At 68.6% G+C, this 16,635-nt stretch carries 15 protein-coding genes; 9 read left to right on the top strand and 6 right to left on the bottom strand.

What is annotated here, in order from left to right:
- From GPA27_RS25290 to speB, 3 genes are all read left to right on the top strand, one after another.
- The coding region (locus GPA27_RS25290) for a GMC oxidoreductase (RefSeq protein ID WP_169143201.1) at positions 1-1,206 on the top strand (1,206 nt) is incomplete at its 5' end.
- A 96-nt stretch (positions 1,207-1,302) separates the two neighbouring features.
- Complete coding sequence (locus tag GPA27_RS25285; RefSeq protein WP_169143200.1) at positions 1,303-2,040, top strand: TorF family putative porin; 738 nt, start codon at positions 1,303-1,305, stop codon at positions 2,038-2,040.
- 106 nt (positions 2,041-2,146) lie between these two features.
- Entirely contained in the window at positions 2,147-3,121 is a 975-nt protein-coding gene (gene speB / locus GPA27_RS25280; RefSeq protein WP_169143199.1) for an agmatinase, read from the top strand.
- Between the two features lie 184 nt (positions 3,122-3,305).
- Here speB and GPA27_RS25275 read toward each other — a convergent pair whose 3' ends face one another.
- Positions 3,306-3,632, bottom strand: a complete 327-nt coding sequence (locus GPA27_RS25275) for a hypothetical protein (protein ID WP_256223116.1) — start codon at positions 3,630-3,632, stop codon at positions 3,306-3,308.
- Between GPA27_RS25275 and GPA27_RS25270 the strand changes: the two genes are divergently transcribed.
- Complete coding sequence (locus tag GPA27_RS25270) at positions 3,631-4,146, top strand: NUDIX hydrolase (protein WP_169143198.1); 516 nt, start codon at positions 3,631-3,633, stop codon at positions 4,144-4,146. The genes GPA27_RS25275 and GPA27_RS25270 overlap by 2 nt on opposite strands.
- A 43-nt stretch (positions 4,147-4,189) precedes the next feature.
- Here GPA27_RS25270 and GPA27_RS25265 read toward each other — a convergent pair whose 3' ends face one another.
- The 4 genes from GPA27_RS25265 to GPA27_RS25250 all read right to left on the bottom strand — a co-directional run bounded on the left by GPA27_RS25265 (position 4,190) and on the right by GPA27_RS25250 (position 10,786).
- Positions 4,190-7,252 carry an AAA family ATPase gene (locus GPA27_RS25265; RefSeq protein WP_169143197.1) on the bottom strand — a complete coding sequence of 1,021 codons (3,063 nt, stop codon included), beginning with the start codon at positions 7,250-7,252 and terminating at the stop codon, positions 4,190-4,192.
- Complete coding sequence (locus tag GPA27_RS25260; protein ID WP_169143196.1) at positions 7,249-8,403, bottom strand: exonuclease SbcCD subunit D; 1,155 nt, start codon at positions 8,401-8,403, stop codon at positions 7,249-7,251. Before GPA27_RS25260 ends, GPA27_RS25265 begins: the two co-directional genes overlap by 4 nt.
- 162 nt (positions 8,404-8,565) lie before the next feature.
- Positions 8,566-9,384, bottom strand: a complete 819-nt coding sequence (gene eutC / locus GPA27_RS25255) for an ethanolamine ammonia-lyase subunit EutC (protein WP_169143195.1) — start codon at positions 9,382-9,384, stop codon at positions 8,566-8,568.
- Positions 9,385-9,394: 10 nt separating this feature from the next.
- Positions 9,395-10,786 carry an ethanolamine ammonia-lyase subunit EutB gene (locus GPA27_RS25250; protein ID WP_169143194.1) on the bottom strand — a complete coding sequence of 464 codons (1,392 nt, stop codon included), beginning with the start codon at positions 10,784-10,786 and terminating at the stop codon, positions 9,395-9,397.
- A 414-nt stretch (positions 10,787-11,200) separates the two neighbouring features.
- Here GPA27_RS25250 and GPA27_RS25245 point away from each other — a divergent pair, with 414 nt between their 5' ends.
- The 4 genes from GPA27_RS25245 to GPA27_RS25230 all read left to right on the top strand — a co-directional run bounded on the left by GPA27_RS25245 (position 11,201) and on the right by GPA27_RS25230 (position 13,508).
- Positions 11,201-11,341, top strand: a complete 141-nt coding sequence (locus tag GPA27_RS25245; RefSeq protein WP_169143193.1) for a coiled-coil domain-containing protein — start codon at positions 11,201-11,203, stop codon at positions 11,339-11,341.
- Entirely contained in the window at positions 11,338-11,745 is a 408-nt protein-coding gene (locus tag GPA27_RS25240; RefSeq protein WP_169143192.1) for a hypothetical protein, read from the top strand. Before GPA27_RS25245 ends, GPA27_RS25240 begins: the two co-directional genes overlap by 4 nt.
- 35 nt (positions 11,746-11,780) lie before the next feature.
- The gene (locus GPA27_RS25235; RefSeq protein ID WP_169143191.1) at positions 11,781-13,142 is read left to right on the top strand and encodes a CHAT domain-containing protein; all 1,362 of its coding nucleotides are present in this window, start codon (positions 11,781-11,783) and stop codon (positions 13,140-13,142) included.
- A 69-nt stretch (positions 13,143-13,211) separates the two neighbouring features.
- Positions 13,212-13,508 (top strand): DUF3175 domain-containing protein, encoded by a 297-nt coding sequence (locus GPA27_RS25230; RefSeq protein ID WP_169143190.1) that lies wholly within the window; start codon positions 13,212-13,214, stop codon positions 13,506-13,508.
- Between the two features lie 9 nt (positions 13,509-13,517).
- Here GPA27_RS25230 and GPA27_RS25225 read toward each other — a convergent pair whose 3' ends face one another.
- Positions 13,518-15,143: an MFS transporter gene (locus tag GPA27_RS25225; protein ID WP_211165233.1), complete on the bottom strand. Its 1,626-nt coding sequence runs from the start codon at positions 15,141-15,143 to the stop codon at positions 13,518-13,520.
- A gap of 197 nt (positions 15,144-15,340) precedes the next feature.
- Between GPA27_RS25225 and GPA27_RS25220 the strand changes: the two genes are divergently transcribed.
- Entirely contained in the window at positions 15,341-16,504 is a 1,164-nt protein-coding gene (locus GPA27_RS25220; protein WP_169143188.1) for an ABC transporter substrate-binding protein, read from the top strand.
- Positions 16,505-16,635 lie beyond the last annotated feature (131 nt).

The following is a 16,635-nucleotide window of genomic DNA, read 5'->3' as shown; positions in this document are numbered from 1 at the left end:
GTGGAGGCGGGGGCGCAGGCGGGCTACATCAAGACCGAGGACTGCAACGGACATATGCAGGAAGGCTTCGGCGCGATGCACATGACGGTCAAGGACGGGGTGCGCTGGTCCACGGCGAATGCCTACCTGCGTCCCGCGATGAATCGGCCGAACCTGAAGGTCGTCACGCATGCGATGACGCGCGAGATCGTCATGGAAGGCAAGCGCGCGGTCGGGGTGCGCTACGAGACGGGCGGCGACGTGCGCACCGTGCGCGTGCGGCGCGAGGTGCTGGTCGCGGCCGGCCCGATCGGCTCGCCACACCTGCTGCAGCGTTCGGGCATCGGCCCCGGCGACGTGCTGCAGCGCGCCGGCGTCGCGGTACGCCACGACCTGCCCGGGGTGGGCGCCAACCTGCAGGACCACAGCGAGATCTATATCCAGTGGGCGTGCAAGGAGCCGATCACGCTCAACAGCAAGATGGATCTCATGGGCAGGGCTGCGATCGGTGCGCGCTGGCTCGCGCGTCGGGACGGGCTCGGGGCGAGCAATCACTTCGAGGCAGGGGGTTTCATCCGCTCCGCGCCGGGGCTGCGCTGGCCGGACATCCAGTTCCACTTCCTGCCGGCAGCGATGCGCTATGACGGGCACAAGCCGATCGAGGGGCATGGTTTCATGGTCCTGACCGGGCCGAACAAGCCCAAGAGCCGCGGCCATGTGCGCCTGGTGTCGGGCGACCCCTATGTGCATCCGGAAATCCGCTTCAACTATCTGGAGCACGAGGCCGACCGCGAGGGCTTCCGGCGCTGCGTGCGCCTCACGCGCGAGATTGTCGGGCAGCCGGCGATGGACCGTTATCGCGGCGAGGAGCTCGCGCCGGGGCCGGGCGTGCGCACCGACGACGAGATCGACGCCTTCGTGCGCGAGAACATGGAGTCGACGATGCATCCCTGCGGCACCTGCCGCATGGGGGAGGATGAGATGGCCGTCGTCGATTCAGGTCTGCGCGTGCGCGGCGTCGAGGGGCTGCGCGTGATCGACTCGTCGGTGTTTCCGACCGAGCCGAACGGCAACCTCAACGCCCCGACGATCATGGTCGCCGAGCGCGCGGCCGACATCGTCCGGGGGGGCGCGGTCCTCGCGCCCGACGACGCTCCCGTGGGCTTCGTCGAAGGGTGGGAGAGGACGCAGCGCAGTGGCAAGCCGCTGAGGCGCGTCGCTTCCTGATCCGCTCCGCCTGACACATCCCCGTTTGCTGTCGCATGGGGGTGGCCGCCGGCCACCCCCAAGGCTCACTCCATCCCTACGATTCGGGAGACTCCCATGAATTTCCGCTGCATCGCCCTCGCACTCGGCTTCGTCGGCGCCGGTACCGCCCTCAACGCGCACGCCGACCTGATCTTCAACGTCGCAGCCGTCAGCGACTACCGCGCGCGCGGCCTGTCGCAGTCGCGCTTCCATCCGGCCGCCCAGGCGGGCGTGGACTATACGAATGGCGGCCTGTATCTCGGCGCCTTCGCGTCCACGATCAAATGGATCGAGGATTTTCCCGGCGGAGGCGCCGACTACGAGCTCGATGTGTATGGCGGCTACGCCGGCGAGCTCGGCGGCGGCTTCGGCTACGACCTCGGTTTCCTGCGCTACATCTTCCCCGACAACGGGCTCGAGCCCGACGCGAACACGACCGAGATCTATGCCGGCCTCACCTACGGCGTCGGCAAGCTGAAGCTGAGTCGCACGGTGAGCAAGAACTTCCTCGCGATCCCGGACAGCGGCAAGAGCTACTACGTCGACCTCAGTGCAAGCCTCGACCTCGGCGACGGCTACACCCTCGTGCCGCACGCTGGCTACCAGTTCATCAGCGGTCCGTACTCCGGCGACGCGAGCTATGCCGACGCTTCGCTGACGCTTTCCAAGGATTTCAACGGCCTCGTGCCCAGCGTGTCGCTGTTCGCGACCAACGCGGAGCGCTCCTTCTACATGCCCGGCGGGGGGGCGAAAGGAGATTCGCGCAACCTTGGACGGGCCGCCGTCGTCGTCGGGCTCAAGTACAACTTCTGAGCCCCGGCGGGCGTCGCGACCGGGCATCCGCAACCGGTCGCGCGCCGACGCGCGCCTCCGCCACCCCTTCATCACGCAAATTCGCTTACTCGCTCGGAGAAAGACCATGTCCAGGAACTCCTATGAATCCGGCCGCCTCAACCTGCCGTTCGTCGGTCACTGCACCTTTGCCAAATCACCCCCCTGCGTCGATTGGGAACAGATCGACGCCGACGTCGCCGTGCTCGGCGCGCCCAACGACATGGGCACGCAGTGGCGCTCGGGCGCGCGCTTCGGGCCGCGCGGCATCCGCGAGGCCTCGACGCTGTTCTCGTTCGGCCACTCGGGCGCCTACGATTTCGAGGACGACGTGATGTACCTGACGCAGGACGAGGTGCGCATTACCGACGTCGGCGACGCGGACATCGTGCATACCGACATGGCGAAGAGCAACGCGAACATCGAATTCGCGGTACGCAAGATCCTCGAGAAGGGCGCGATGCCGCTGGTGCTCGGTGGCGACCACTCGATCCACGCGCCAGTGATCAAGGCCTTCGAAGGCCGCGGGCCGATCCACATCCTGCATGTCGACGCCCACCTCGACTTCGTCGACGAACGGCACGGCGTGCGCTACGGCCACGGCAATCCGCTTCGCCGTGCATCCGAGATGGACCACATCGTCGGCATGACGCAGATCGGCATCCGCAACGTGTCGTCATCGAACCGCGACGACTACGTGGCGGCGCGCGAAGCCGGCTCGCAGATCCTGTCGGTGCGCGACGTGCGCCGGCTCGGGACGGAAGGCGTGCTCGCGCGGATTCCGCAGGGCGTGTCCTACTACATCACGATCGACATCGACGGCTTCGACCCCTCGATCGCGCCGGGCACCGGCACGCCGAGCCACGGCGGTTTCCTGTACTACGAAGTGCTCGAGATCATCCAGGCGCTCGCCAAGCGCAGCCGCGGCAACATCGTCGGCATGGACCTCGTGGAGGTCGCACCCGCCTACGATCCGACCGGCACCACTTCGATCCTCGCGGCGCAGCTGCTGATGAACAGCATCGGGTTCATCTTCCATGCGCGAACGGATAAGGACCGATGATCGGAGCTGGCTGATGCCCGCACGCCGCTTTGGCAGGATACGGCGCGCTCCTTCATCCGTCCTATGCAGGGAGGGCGCCTTTTGCGGAGATTATCCGGCTCATTCACCGCATTCACGACCACGAAAGCGGGTATCCGGCTGCGCAGCGTTGCGCCCATGGCCGAGGTAATGATCACGCCGTGCCCTACAATGCACGCATTGCAATCCAATGGAGATTGCCGTGGCATCCAGTCCAGTTGTTCGCAACATCGAATCCGCGGTAGCACAGGCCGCGAAGGATGCGGTGGCCGCGCACGGCCGGAGTGTCGACGCTGAAGATCGCGAGATCGTGCATGCTGCGCAGTCCGGGCCTGTCCGCAGTACCTTCAGGGAAGTTCCGGGCAGCATCCCTGATGTTGGTGCCGATGAAGATTTCGACTTCAGGCGGGGCTGATGCGCCCGCTTGACCCGCCACAGGTCCGTCCCATGACGATACCCGCCAAGACTCACCGCAATCGATGCGAATCGTCATGACAGCCACTCAGCTTTCCTGCGGTCTGTTGGTCATCAATGAGCGCGGCGAGTTGCTGGTCGGGCATTCGACCGGCAGCCGGCATTGGGATCTGCCCAAGGGGCTCATCGACGCGGGGGAGGGGCCGATGAGCTGCGCGTTGCGGGAGGCGCAGGAGGAGTTCGGGCTCGTGTTCGATGCGCGCCGGCTCACGGACCTGGGCCGGCATGCTTACTATCGCGGCAAGGACCTGCATCTCTTCGTGGTCCGCACTTCGTCGGACGAGACGCGAGCCGATCGGTGCCGGTGCACCAGTTACTTCGACCACTACGTAACCGGTCGGCGGGTACCCGAGGTGGATGGTTTCGCGTGGGCCGACGACGCGCAGTTGGCCACCATGCTGGCCGGGAGCATGCGGCGCTTGCTTCTGGACAAGGGTTTGCTGGCCCATGCCAGATCAGTGGGTACGATCGGCCCGGCCGCCGGGCGGGCGCTTGCCGGGGAAGGGATCGGGGATCCGGACCGGACGGAGTGAGGCGTCCTGCTCGCGGCTGCGCAGCGCTCGACCAGGACCACGGTCAGGCGCATCCCCGGATCTGGACGTGGCTTCCGGCTGCGCCGAGGCTGATTTCGATGCCGGTGTCGATCTGCCGCTTGAGCTCATCGACGTGGGAAATGATGCCGACCATGCGGCCTTTCTGCTGCAGGTCGATGAGCGCCTTCATGGCCATGTCGAGCGACTCCGGATCGAGGCTGCCGAAGCCCTCGTCAATGAAGAGGGTGTCGAGCTGGATGCCGCCGGCGTAGGACTGGACGACGTCCGACAGGCCGAGCGCAAGCGACAGCGATGCCATGAAGCCTTCGCCGCCGGAGAGGGTACTGGCGGGGCGGGCGCGCCCGGTGTAGTCGTCGAACACTTCGAGATCGAGGCCGGAGGCCTTGCGTGCGTCGGCGACGTCCATGCGGCGCTGGAGGGTGTAGCGTCCGCGGCTCATGGCCTTGAGGCGCAGGGAGGCCTGGCCGAGCACGTCGTCGAGGAGCGCGGCGAGGACGAAGCGCTGGAAGGTGAGCTTGCGGCTGTTGTCGCCGTTGGCGATGGCGGCGAGGTGGCCCATCACGCGGTAGCGGTCTTCGATGTCGCCCAGTTCGCGGCGGATGTCGGCGAGGGTGTCGAGCGTCTTGCGTTCGTGGGCGATCTTTTCCTTGAGGGTGTTTTGCACGGCGACGAGCGCTTCGACGCGTTCGCGCGTCGCGCTCTGGGCGGCCTTCAGTGCGGGCAGATCCGGTGCGGTCTTGCCCGCAGTGCTGCCTTCGGCGCGTGCGACGCGTTCCTTTGCGGCGGCGAGCGCTTCGTCGTGGGCCTGCAGCATGGTGCGCAAGGCGGTGATCGCGTCGGCTGGGCGGCGGGCGAGCCGGAAAACGTCTTCGCCGGCGAAACCGTGTTCGCTCAGGTTCCCGATGAGGGTCTCGTGCGCCTCGGTGCTGCGGCGCTCGGCCGCGGCGAGTGATTCGCGTAGCGTGGCGAGGGTGGCCCGCGCCGCGGCGGCGGTGGCGTGGGCTTGGCGATGCGCGTCCTGCGCCGTTTTCAGCTGTTCGAGGAGTTGGTCGCAGCGCGTCTTCGCGACGCGGATCGCCCGTTCGAGGGCGTCGTCTTCGCGCAGGTCGGCGGGGACTTGGGCGGACCGCTCGGCGACGCGGGATGCCGCCGTGGCGGCCTGGAGTCCGGATTCCTCGCTCTTGCCGCGCGCGAGTTCCACGGCCTGCGCCGCGGCGGCGATGTTCCGATCGCAGGTTTCGATTGCAGTTTTCGCCTGGCTCAGGGCTGCCGCGGCCTGCCTGGCGGAGGCGAGTTCCCGTTCGAGCGTCTGCAGGGCCTGTTGTGCCACCGCCGCATCGGGCACGTCCGCGGGCAGGCCGGATTGCAGGGTCGTCACGGTCGATTCCTCGGCGGCGACCCGGTTGGCGGCTTCGTGATGGGCGGTGCGGGCCAGATCCAGCGCGCCTTCGGCTTTGTTCAGCGCGGCGGTGGCGGCGCGCAGCTCCGTTTCGGTCGGAACGGCCTCGCCGCTCGCGGCGGGGTGGGGGTGCTCGGCGCTGCCGCAGACGGGGCAGGGCTGACCGTCTGCGAGATGGTGCGCGAGCGCGGCAGCCTGCCCTTCGCGCCAGCGTGCTTCGAGGGCTTCCTTGTGGTCGAGCGCGCGCTGGCGAGCGGTCTGCGCCGCTTCGCAGGCGCGCTTGCGGTTGGCGGCTTCGATCTGGCTCGTGGCGAGCGTGGCCTTCGCGGCAGCAAGCCGGGTGAGCGCCGCGACGCGTTGGGTTTGCTGCTCGATCTTCGCCTGCAGGGCATCGCAGCGGTTTGCCTGGGGGCCGTGGAGCTCGATCGCCTGCTGCAGCGCGCTGCGTTGGGTGGTCAGGTCGGTGTGCTGCTTTTGCAGTGCCGCGAGTGTCTGGAGGGTCGAGCGCGCCGCGGCATCGGCTGCGACATGTTCGCGCTGCGCGGCTCGCAGCCCCTGCACGGTGTCGCGCAGGCCTTCGAGGCGCGCATGTTCGCGCGCCGCGGCATCGCGCTCGGCCGCGCGGGCGGTTTCCTTATTCAGCACGGTTTCGGCCGCGGACAGTGTCGCCGTGGCGTTTTCCGCCCCGGTTGCGGCCATTGCGGTCTGTTGGGCGAGCTGTTGCTGGTGCCGGCGGGCCTCGGCGAAGGCGGCGTGGGCGGGGATGACGTGCTGCGCGCGCGTGGCGTCCGCCAGCTCGCGCCGTTGCGCATCCGCGAGCGCCGCCCCGGTCGTCAGTTTCTCCAGGGCCTGTCGCGACACGTCGACTTCCTTGAACTGGGCGGCCAGTGTTTCGCCTGCGGCGAGCGCCGCAGAGGCCGCGGAGTCGTCGCTGCGGCTCTGCTTCTCCTGGATGGCGAGGTCGGCAAGGCGGGCTTCGGATTCGCTCACGCGCGCGGCCAGTTCGTCGCCGGATTGCGCGCCGGCCTGCTCCAGCAGCGTCGTGCGCCGCGCCCTGGCCGCGTCCGCCTGTTGTTCGAGCTGCCGCGCGGAGCCGTTGAGGCATTCCTGCAGGCGCTTGTAGGTCTCGGTCGAGAACAGCGCTTCGAGGATCTTCTCGCGATCCCTGGAGTCGGCGGTCAGGAGCTTTCGGAACTGCCCTTGCGGCAGCATGATCACCTGGCGGAACTGGTCGGCCTCGAAGCCAAGGAGCGCGACGATGCGCTCGGTGACTTCGGTGGTCTTGCTCACCAGCGGCGTCCAGTCGCCCGTTCCGGCGGCGTCGTGGACGTGAAGCTCTGCCTTCGCCGGCGTCTTGACCAGTTCCTTCTTGCCGCGCAGGGCGGTGCGTTCCTGCTCGGGCGAGCGGCGGATGCGGTAGCGCGTGCCGGCGAGTTCGAACTCGAACTCGACTTCCGTCAGGACGCTGTCCGGGGCGTGATGGCTGCGCATCTCCTTGGCGGAGCGCTCGCTGCCGGAGGTTTCGCCGTAGAGCGCATAGCAGATGCCGTCGAGGAGCGAGGTCTTGCCCGCGCCGGTCGGACCGTGGATGAGGAAGAGGGCGTCGGACGGCAGCGCGCCGAAGTCGATTTCCTCGCGGCCGGCGAAGGGGCCGAAGGCTTGCAGGGCGAGACGGCACGGTTTCATTGCGCGGCCTCCCGGTCGGCGCGGGCGAGGGCAGCGATCTCGGCATGCAGGAGCTGCGCGGCGGGTTCGTCCAGGTCGGCGCCGGTCATCTCGCGATAGAAGCTGGCGAAGAGGTCCTGCGTCTCGACCTTGCGGTGATCCGTGCCGCCTTCGAGGCCGGCGCCGCTGCCGGACAATTGCGGGCGTTCGATGGAGAGCGCGTTGGGGTAGGCCGTGCGCAGCTTGCTCATCGCGTCGAGGATCGCGCCGGTGTCGGAGATGCGCGCGAGCACGTAGTCGTCGCGCTGCGGGTCGTCGGCCGCGCGGCGGACGATGTCCTCGAGCGGGCCTTCGAGGATGCGCAGGTCGCGGCGCGGGGTGAGCGGCAGACGGCGGATTGCGCTGCGGCCGCGGCCGTCGATCTCGATCAGCGAGACGCTCTTGGCGTGCCCGGCTTCGGCGAAGGAATACTTCATCAGCGAGCCGGCGTAGTCGAGGCGACCGCTTTCCAGTGTTTGCGGGCGGTGCAGGTGGCCCAGCGCGACGAAATCGAAGCCGTCGAAGACGTCGCTGCCCACCGCGCCGGTGCCACCGACCGAGAGGGGACGTTCCGACTCGGAGGCCGTGCCGCCGATCACGAAGGCGTGGGCGAGGACCACCGAGCGCCGCGAGCGGTCATGGCATTCGCGCACCCGGTTCAGTTGTGCCTTGAGGCCGGCATGGTGGTCAGCGATGGTGTCTTCGGCCAGGTAGTGCCGCAGCATCGAGGGTTCCGCATAGGGCAGCGGATAGAACGCGACTTCGCCGTCGGCGTCGCGCAGGATCACCGGCGCGATGTCGGCGGTGACGGTGCCGCGCACGGTCAGGCCGGCCTCGGACAGCAGGCGGGCGCCGAAGCCGAGGCGGTCGGGGCTGTCGTGGTTGCCGGCGATCAGGATGACTGGCACGCGCTCGCCGATCACGATGCGGGTGAGGGTGTCGTCGAGCAGGCGCACGGCCTCGGCCGGCGGGACGGAACGGTCGTAGATATCCCCGGCCACGAGTACGGCATCGGGTTTTTCGGCGTGGATCAGCGCGACGAGGTCATCGAGGACCTGAGCCTGGTCTTCGAGCAGCGACACGCCATGATAGACGCGGCCGAGGTGCCAGTCGGCGGTATGCAGGATTCTCAATTCGTGGGTCTCGACAGGATGTGGAAGTGCCGCTCGGCCACCGGGGCACGTCAGGGGCTGAAATATCGCTCATCGTCGCCTGTCTGGCCACTCTTCTGCGTGCTGGCGGAGTACGTCGGGCAACACGTGGGCCGCTTCACCGTGCGGCGACCCACACGCCGGTTACGGCCGCGAGTCGAGGAGGAAGTTCGTCGCCGGGGTGGCGAGGCGTTCTTCGGGCGTCTGCGTGTCGTCCTTGAGGGACACCCCGGACAACTGCCTGCTGCGTGCCTCGTTCATCAGCCATAGCAGCTTGTCCGCAGCGACGTCGATATCGAGTCCTTCGCGGCGGATGTTGGAGATGCAGTTGCGCTGCGCGTCCGTCGTGCCGATGCGGGGCTGCCAGGTGAGGTAGATGCCCAGGCTGTCGGGGGAGCTGAGGCCGGGGCGTTCGCCGATGAGGATGGCGACCATGCGCGCGTGCAAGGTGACGGCGATGTCGTCGCCGAGGGCGACGCGGGATTGTGTGGCGATTACGAGCGGGGCCAGCTTCCATGCCGGGGCTGGCAGGCGGGGCAGCATGGCGTCGAGGAAGGGCAGGGCGTTCTGTTCGATGGCGAAGGCGGAGAGCCCGTCGGCGAGTATGAAGGCGACGTCGAAGGGCGCGTCGTCGGCCGCACTGAGTGCGGCGAGTGTTGCCCGCGAGGTTTCGTCCAGGCGTCGCCCGAGGTCGGGGCGCTGCAGGTAGGTCTGGCGATCGGGGGCGGCGCTGTGGACCGTGGTGACGGTGTGGCCGCGTTGCGCGAGCGCCGCGCGCAGGACGTCGGTCGCGAGGGGGTGATGGACGGCGTCGCGCGCGCGGGCGTGGGCGAGTTGGAAGTCGAGCTGGGCCTGGGTCGGGAGGCTGGTGCCGGCGCGTCCGAGGGCGATGCGGGCGGGGGTGAAGCGGCGGAGTTTTGCCCAGGCGTCGGGGATGACGGGCGTGTCGGCGGGTTCGTCCATCACGGTATCCTCAGTCGAGTTTCGCGAGTGCGTGGCGGAAGGGCGCGGGCAGGTCCTGCGTGAGCGCCAGCGCCTCGCCCGGCACGAAGATGCCGATGTCGCGCAGCCAGGCTTCGAACTCGGGCGCGGGGCGCAGGCCGAGGACCTGGCGGATGTACAGGGCGTCGTGGAAGGACGTGGACTGGTAGTTGAGCATGACGTCGTCCGAGCCGGGTACGCCCATCACGTAATTGACGCCGGCGGAGGCGAGGAGCGTCAGGAGCGCGTCCATGTCGTCCTGGTCGGCTTCGGCGTGGTTGGTGTAGCACACGTCGCAGCCCATCGGCACGCCCAGCAGCTTGCCGCAGAAGTGGTCTTCGAGGCCGGCGCGGGTGATCTGCTTGCCGTCGTACAGGTATTCCGGGCCGATGAAGCCCACGACGGTGTTCACCAGCAGGGGCTTGAACTTGCGCGCGACGGCGTAGGCCCGCGCCTCGCAGGTCTGCTGGTCGACGCCGTGATGGGCGTTGGCCGACAGGGCGCTGCCCTGGCCGGTCTCGAAGTACATGACGTGGTTGCCGACGGTGCCGCGCCGCAGCGACAGGGCCGCGTCGCGCCCTTCGGCGAGCAGGGCGAGGTTGATGCCGAAGCCGGCATTCGCGGATTCGGTGCCGGCAATCGACTGGAATACCAGGTCCACCGGGGCGCCGCGGCCGATCGCCTCGATGGTGGTCGTGACGTGGGTGAGGACGCAGGCCTGGGTCGGGATGCGGTACTTGGCGATGATGGCATCGAGCATGCGCAGCAGCGTCGTGACGGTGTGCACGTTGTCGCTGGCGGGATTGACGCCGATGACCGCATCACCGCAGCCGTACATCAGCCCGTCGACGATGCTGGCGGCGACCCCGGCGGGGTCGTCCGTCGGGTGGTTGGGTTGCAGGCGGGTGGCCATGCGGCCGGCGAGGCCGATGGTGTTGCGGAAGGCGGTCACGACGCGGCATTTCTTGGCGACGAGGATCAGGTCCTGCACGCGCATGATCTTGCTGACGGCTGCCGCCATTTCGGGCGTGAGGCCGGGCGCGAGGGCGGCGAGTGCGGCTTCGTCGGCGGCTTCGGACAGCAGCCAGTTGCGGAAGTCCCCGACGGTGAGGTGGCTGACCGCCGCGAAGGCGGTCTTGTCGTGCTCATCGATGATGAGGCGGGTGACTTCGTCCTGTTCGTAGGGGATCGGCACCTCGTCGAGGAAGGTCGCCAACGGCAGTTCGGCGAGCGCCATCCGGGCGGCGACCCGCTCTTCGTCGCTGCCTGCGGCGATGCCGGCGAGTTGGTCGCCCGAACGTGCCGGCGTGGCCTTGGCGAGCAGGCTCTTCAGATCGGCGAACCGGTAGCGCTTTCCATCCACGGTGTGTGCGTAGCGGGGCATGTGTCCGGTTCCGGTGGCGGCATGTATGGATTGTAGTCAACGTCGGGTTTCAGTCCGTTTGCGGCGCGGACTTCCCGGTCGGGCGCTGCCGGCACCGCCGGTTTTTCTGTCCTATCATGCATTTGGGGCGTTTGCCCCATGGCGATTGACTAGCCGCCGGTGCCGGCGGCCGAACGGTCCCGTCAATGGCATCGACGAACGCATCCGTGTGCGGAGGGCGTCATGCGCAAATCCGTTGCAGTTGCACTCCTGGCCGTTTTCGCGGCGGGGCCGGTCTGGGCGCCGCAGCGCCCAGGGCTGGCCACCGGGACGCCGTCAGGAAGCGAGTCGCCACCAACCGTGCCGGCCCCCGTCCCTCCGGAGCAGGCAACGGGATCGCCCCCCGGAGCTGACCGCGATCGGCAGGTGCCGGGAATGAGCCGCAGCGGTGAGTCGTCCGGGGACGTCACGTTGCTGCGCCGCGAGAATGCGGTGCTGCAGCGCAAGGTGGACCTCCTCGAGAAGCAGGTCGAGCTGCTGAGGCAGCGCGTGAGATCGCTGGAGGGTGGGCAATGACGAAGGCGGAATTCGACAAGCAGATGGCCGATCTCGACCGGGAACTGTCGCAGGTGCCCGCTGCGCCGGCAAAGACCGTCGTGCCGCCGCCCGCCGCGGGGCCGGAGTGGTGGTCGAACCAGAACGCGATGACGATGAGCGCGGTGGTGCTGATCTTCGGCATCGTCGTGCTCGTTCTGTGCGCCGGGCTGATGCGCAGTTCGCGTCCGTCGCCGGAGGCAATCCTGCGCGTCTTCGGCACGGTGCTGATCATCACCGGCGCGCTGTTCCTGGTGGTGGCCGGATATACGGACCAGCAGGTGGCGCCGGTGATGGGCTTGCTGGGGACACTTGCGGGCTACCTGCTCGGAAAGGGTTCTCCGAACGAGCCGACGCCGCCCCGAACGGACAAGTCGGACAAGTGAAGGGCGATGTGGATGCCGTTCCCGGTCACTGCGCCATGAGGCCGGCGTGGGCGCTGATCGTGTGCGTGCTGCTGGGCGGCTTCTCGCTGCCGGCCGGAGCGCAGTTCTTTGCCGTGTGCGACACCGGATCAAAGGCGGAGCTGGAGGCGAACATCCGCGCCCACGAGGAGCACATCGGCCGGCTCGAGAACAAGCTCGTCACGGGCTGGTACTGGCAGGGCAAGCGCAGCAAGGATTTCCATCCCGTTACGCTGGTGGACGTGCACTCGCGCCTGGCGGAGACGGCGCCGCGCAGGACGGCGGTGCTGTTTCACGCGTACAACGAGGCGCGGCGCCGGCTCTGTGCGTGGCTGATCGTCGGACCGGGGACGGTGCTTTCGGCCGTGACGCCGCTCGCCGGCACGCAGGGCATCCTGGATCTTCGACCGGCGGTGATGGAGGCGCTGGGTGTCGCCGAGCGAAGCCTGCCGGTGCGCTCTGCGGCAATGAGCAAGGCCGAGTTCGACGCGCAGATGGCCCGGCTGGAGGAGGAGCTGGCTGCGGTCTCGCGGGATCGGCCGGCCGCGCCTTCATTGCCCGCGGTGGCGGCTGCGTTGCTGCCGCCGGTGTTGGCCGAGGCGCTGGAGGCGAACGCGATCGATACCGTGGTCGTGGTTCCGGTGTTCGACCTCGGTGTGATTCCGTTCGCCGCGTTGCCGATCGGCAAGGGACGCATGCTGATCGATGCCGCGTCGATCATCGTCGCGCCGGGATTCTTCGTGTTCCGCGAAAAGCCGCTGACGGCACCGCGCGATTTTTCCGGGGCGCTGGTCGTCGGCAATCCGCAGCGGACGGATGCGGACTGGCATCTCGCACCGCTCCCGGGGGCGGAAGCGGAGGCGAAGGAGGTCGCACGCATGGCGCAGGTCGAGCCGCTGATCGGCGATCGGGCGAGCAGGGCGAAGGTGCTCGCGCGCCTGCGGACGTCGCCCCCGCCGCCGCTGTTGTATTTCGCGACGCACGGCATCGCGGACGAGGTCAACCCGCTCGATGGCGGCTTCCTCGTGCTGAGCGACGGTCGATGGACCGGCAAGCAGATCGCGAAGCAGGTGCCGCGTGGCGGGCAGCGTCCGCTGGTCGTCTTGAGCGCGTGCCAGACGGGGCTGGGCAAAACCTTCGACGTCGGCACGATCGGGCTCGCGCGGGCGTGGCAACAGGCCGGGGCGGCCAATGTCGTCATGAGCCTGTGGCTCGTCGGTGATCGGGCCACGCAGGAGCTGATGACGCGCTTCATGGCGCTCGCGCGGCAGTTGCCGCCGGACAAGGCGCTGCGCGAGGCGATGCTGGAACGGCGCAGTGCCGAGCCGCGGCCGATGGCGTGGGCGAGCTTCGCGGTGTTCGGCGGGCCGTTGAAGTGATCGTTCGCCTGCGCCGGGAAGCGCGCGGTCAGGGTGGCCCGTCCCGTGCCCGCTGCGGGAGGGCAGTGCATGGTTGAGGACAGGCGCTGGTCGCAGACGGTGACCGAGAGCAGCCACGCGCTGGAGCTCGAGGCGGGCGTGTTCCTGCTGGCCGAGCCGCGCGAGATTGCGCTGTCATTGCAGCGTTCGGCCGAGGCGAGCGAACACCGCAAGAGCGACCCGTTCCGGTCGGCGATGTCGATGCTGAACTTCTACATCAACCGGGCAGGCAGGAACCTCCCCGTCGAGCGGCGCGCGTGCCTGGAGGCGGCGAAGGACGAGCTGCGTCGCCTCTACGGCCGGGCGGGCCCGCAGGACGCCGGATGAAGCGGCGGTTCAGCGCGGGGCCGCAGCGTCCGGACGGCCATCGACGGTCTCGGCGACATAGCGGCGCATCAGCGGCGCCTCGGGGCCGATATGGAAGGCGAGCCGCCGTTCGCGCAGGCCCAGGTCCGCGGCGGTGAAGCGCTCCAGGCGCCGTTGGTGCTCGATCCAGTTCTCGTCGAGGAAGTATTCGATGTAGCGCTCCGGCCGCGCCGTGTCGCGGAACAGCCCCCACGAGAGCGCGCCCTGACGCAGGCGGGCGCGGCGGGTTTCCAGCATCACGGCGTTGAAATCGGCGGCGCGCGCGGGGTCGATGAGGTATTCGATGGTCACCATCACCGGCCCCTCGTCGGGTTCGATGTCGATCGCCGGCGGGGGCAGCGTCGCGACGACGGCCGCGGGACTGTGGTCGACGTCGTGCGCGCCGATCCGCGCGTGGCGGCGGGTGAGCAGCAGCACCAGCGGACCCACGACGGAAGCGACGAGGATGCTGGTGGTGACCGACGTCAGGTTCGCCACGTAGCCCCACACCGCGGCGCCGGCGGCGCTGCCGCCCATCAGGGCCATCTGGTAGATCGACATGCCGCGGGCGCGAACCCAGTTCGGCAGCCCCATCTGCGCCGCCACCGTGAGCGCGTTCGCCGTGGCGATCCACGCCATGCCGGCGGCGAACATCGCGGGAATCGCGACCCACAGTGTCGGCACCAGGACGACGACGGCGGCGCTTGCGGCGTGGACGAGGGTGCCCCAGTGCACGAAGTCCTCGCGTTCCAGCCGGTGGCGCAGGCGCTCGAGGTTCAGCGCCGCCAGGATCGCACCGCCGCCCATCGCCGCGAGCAGGCTCGTGTAGGCCGTCGCGCCGCCCGCGTGGAGGTCGCGTACGACGAGGGGGAGCAGTGCGGTCAGCGAGGTCGATTGCAGGAAGAACAGGAAGATCCGGGCGAGGACCGCGCGCATCGGCGGCGACTGCATCACGTGCTGCAAGCCCACGCGCATCGCCGCGAGGAAGCGTTCGCCGGGCAGCGCGCTGAGCTTCGGTTCGGACTTCCAGCGCAGGATCATCACGAAGGCGAAGATCGACAGCAGCGCGTTGAGCAGGAACACGTAGGCGCTGCCGGCGCCGGCGAGCAGGGCGCCCGCGACCACCGGGCCGATGATGCGCGACATGTTCATCGCGACGCCGTTGAGGGCGAGGGCGGCGGGCAGGTCGCGGCGCGGCACGATGTCAGGGATGATCGCGGCGAACACCGGCCAGCGCATCGCGAGGCCGATGCCGTTGGCGAAGGTGAGCGCGAGCAGCAGTTCCGCGGTCAGCGCGTCGGCCAGGGCGAGTCCGCACAGCAGGATGGCCGCAACCGCGATCCACAGCTGGGTTGCGGCGAAGTACTTGCGCCGATCGATGATGTCGGCCAGCGCGCCGCTCGGCAGGCCGAGCACGAACACGGGCAGCGTCGAGGCGGCCTGCACCATCGCGACCATGAAGGCGCTCGACGTCAGCGACGTCATCAGCCAGGCCGCGGCGACGTCGTTCATCCACATCGTGATGTTCGCGGCGAGCCATGCGATCCACAGCATGCGGAACATCGGCTGGCGCAGCGGCCCGAGGGCGGATGGACTGACGTCGGTTTCGTTGGGCAAGGCGATTTCCCCGGTGGCGTGTGTCCGCGACGGCCGGGGGCGGTGGTGTCGCGATGCCCCCGGTGGGTACGAGTATAGCGAGGCCGGCGGCTGTGACGCCCGCGCCGATCGCATATGCAGGTGGGTCCGCGCCAAGCGCACGTGATAATCTCGCCGGTTCTCGGCCATTGCCACAGAAATCCCGATCAGGAGCGTCCATGCTGAAGCTGAAGAACGTCGCAGTCTCCCTCGCACTGTGCGGTGCAGTTGCCGCCCATGCCGAACCGGTCAAGGTCGGTGTCGCGCTCGACATCTCCGGTCCGTTCGCGACGATCGGCGCCGAGACGCGCGACGGCCTGAACCTCGCGGTGGAGCGCCTCGGCGGCAAGCTCGGCGGCCAGCCGGCGGAGTTCATCCAGCAGGACTTTGCGGGCAATCCGGAGCAGGCGAACCAGCTCGTGAACCGCTTCGTGCAGCGCGACAAGATCGACTTCTTCACCGGTCCGGTGGCGTCGAATTCGGCGCTGGCGGTCGGTCCGGCGTTGTTCGCGGCCAAGGTGCCCTTCCTGTCGAGCAACCCCGGGCCCAGCCTGTTCGCGGGCAAGCAGTGCAGCCCGTACTTCTTTGGCGTCTCGTACCAGAACGACACCTACGACGAGGCCGCCGGCAAGGTTGCGAACGAGAAGGGCTTCAAGAACGTGGTCCTGATCGCGCCGAACTACCCGGCGGGCAAGGACCACCTGGGCGGCTTCAAGCGCCTGTACAAGGGCACGCTGAAGGACGAGATCTACACCAAGGTCGGCCAGATCGACTACGCGGCCGAGATCGCACAGATCCGCGCGGCCAAGCCGGACGCGGTGTTCGCCTTCCTGCCGGCGGCGATGGGGATCAACTTCATCAAGCAGTACGTCGGCGGCGGCCTGAAGGACATTCCGCTGATTTCGCCGGGCTTCACGGCCGACCAGGACGTGATCGAGGCGGTCGGCGATCCGACGCTGGGGATGCTGAACACGGCCCACTGGGCGCACGACCTGAAGGTGCCGGCCAACGTCGAGTTCGTCGAGGCCTTCCGCAAGAAGTACAACGGCCGCTACCCGACCGTGTATGCGGCGCAGGCCTACGACGTCGTGATGGCGATGGACGCGGCGGTGCGCGAGGTCGGCGGCAAGGTCGAAAACCGCGAGGCGGTGATCGCGGCACTGAAGAAGGCGAACTTCAAGTCCGTGCGCGGCGAGTTCAAGTACGGCGCGAACAACTTCCCGGTGCAGAACTATTACCTGCGCGTCGTCGACAAGGACGCGAGCGGCAAGCTCACGAACAAGCTCGTCGGCACGGTGATGGAGAAGCACCAGGACGCCTACGTCGGCGACTGCAAGCTGTAAGCGCTGGTCAGCACGGTGCTCCCTCCCCTTCAAGGGGGCGGAGGCGGGGTTTCGCAGAGCACCGCTCTGCGCCGCTGCAGCGGCGGAGCGAAGCGAAGACTCCCGGGCTGGGGTTGGGATGGGTCTAGCAC

It is taken from the genome of Aromatoleum toluolicum, assembly GCF_012911005.2.
GTDB classification, from domain to species: domain Bacteria; phylum Pseudomonadota; class Gammaproteobacteria; order Burkholderiales; family Rhodocyclaceae; genus Aromatoleum; species Aromatoleum toluolicum.
This window is presented reverse-complemented; position numbering and strand designations above follow the sequence as displayed.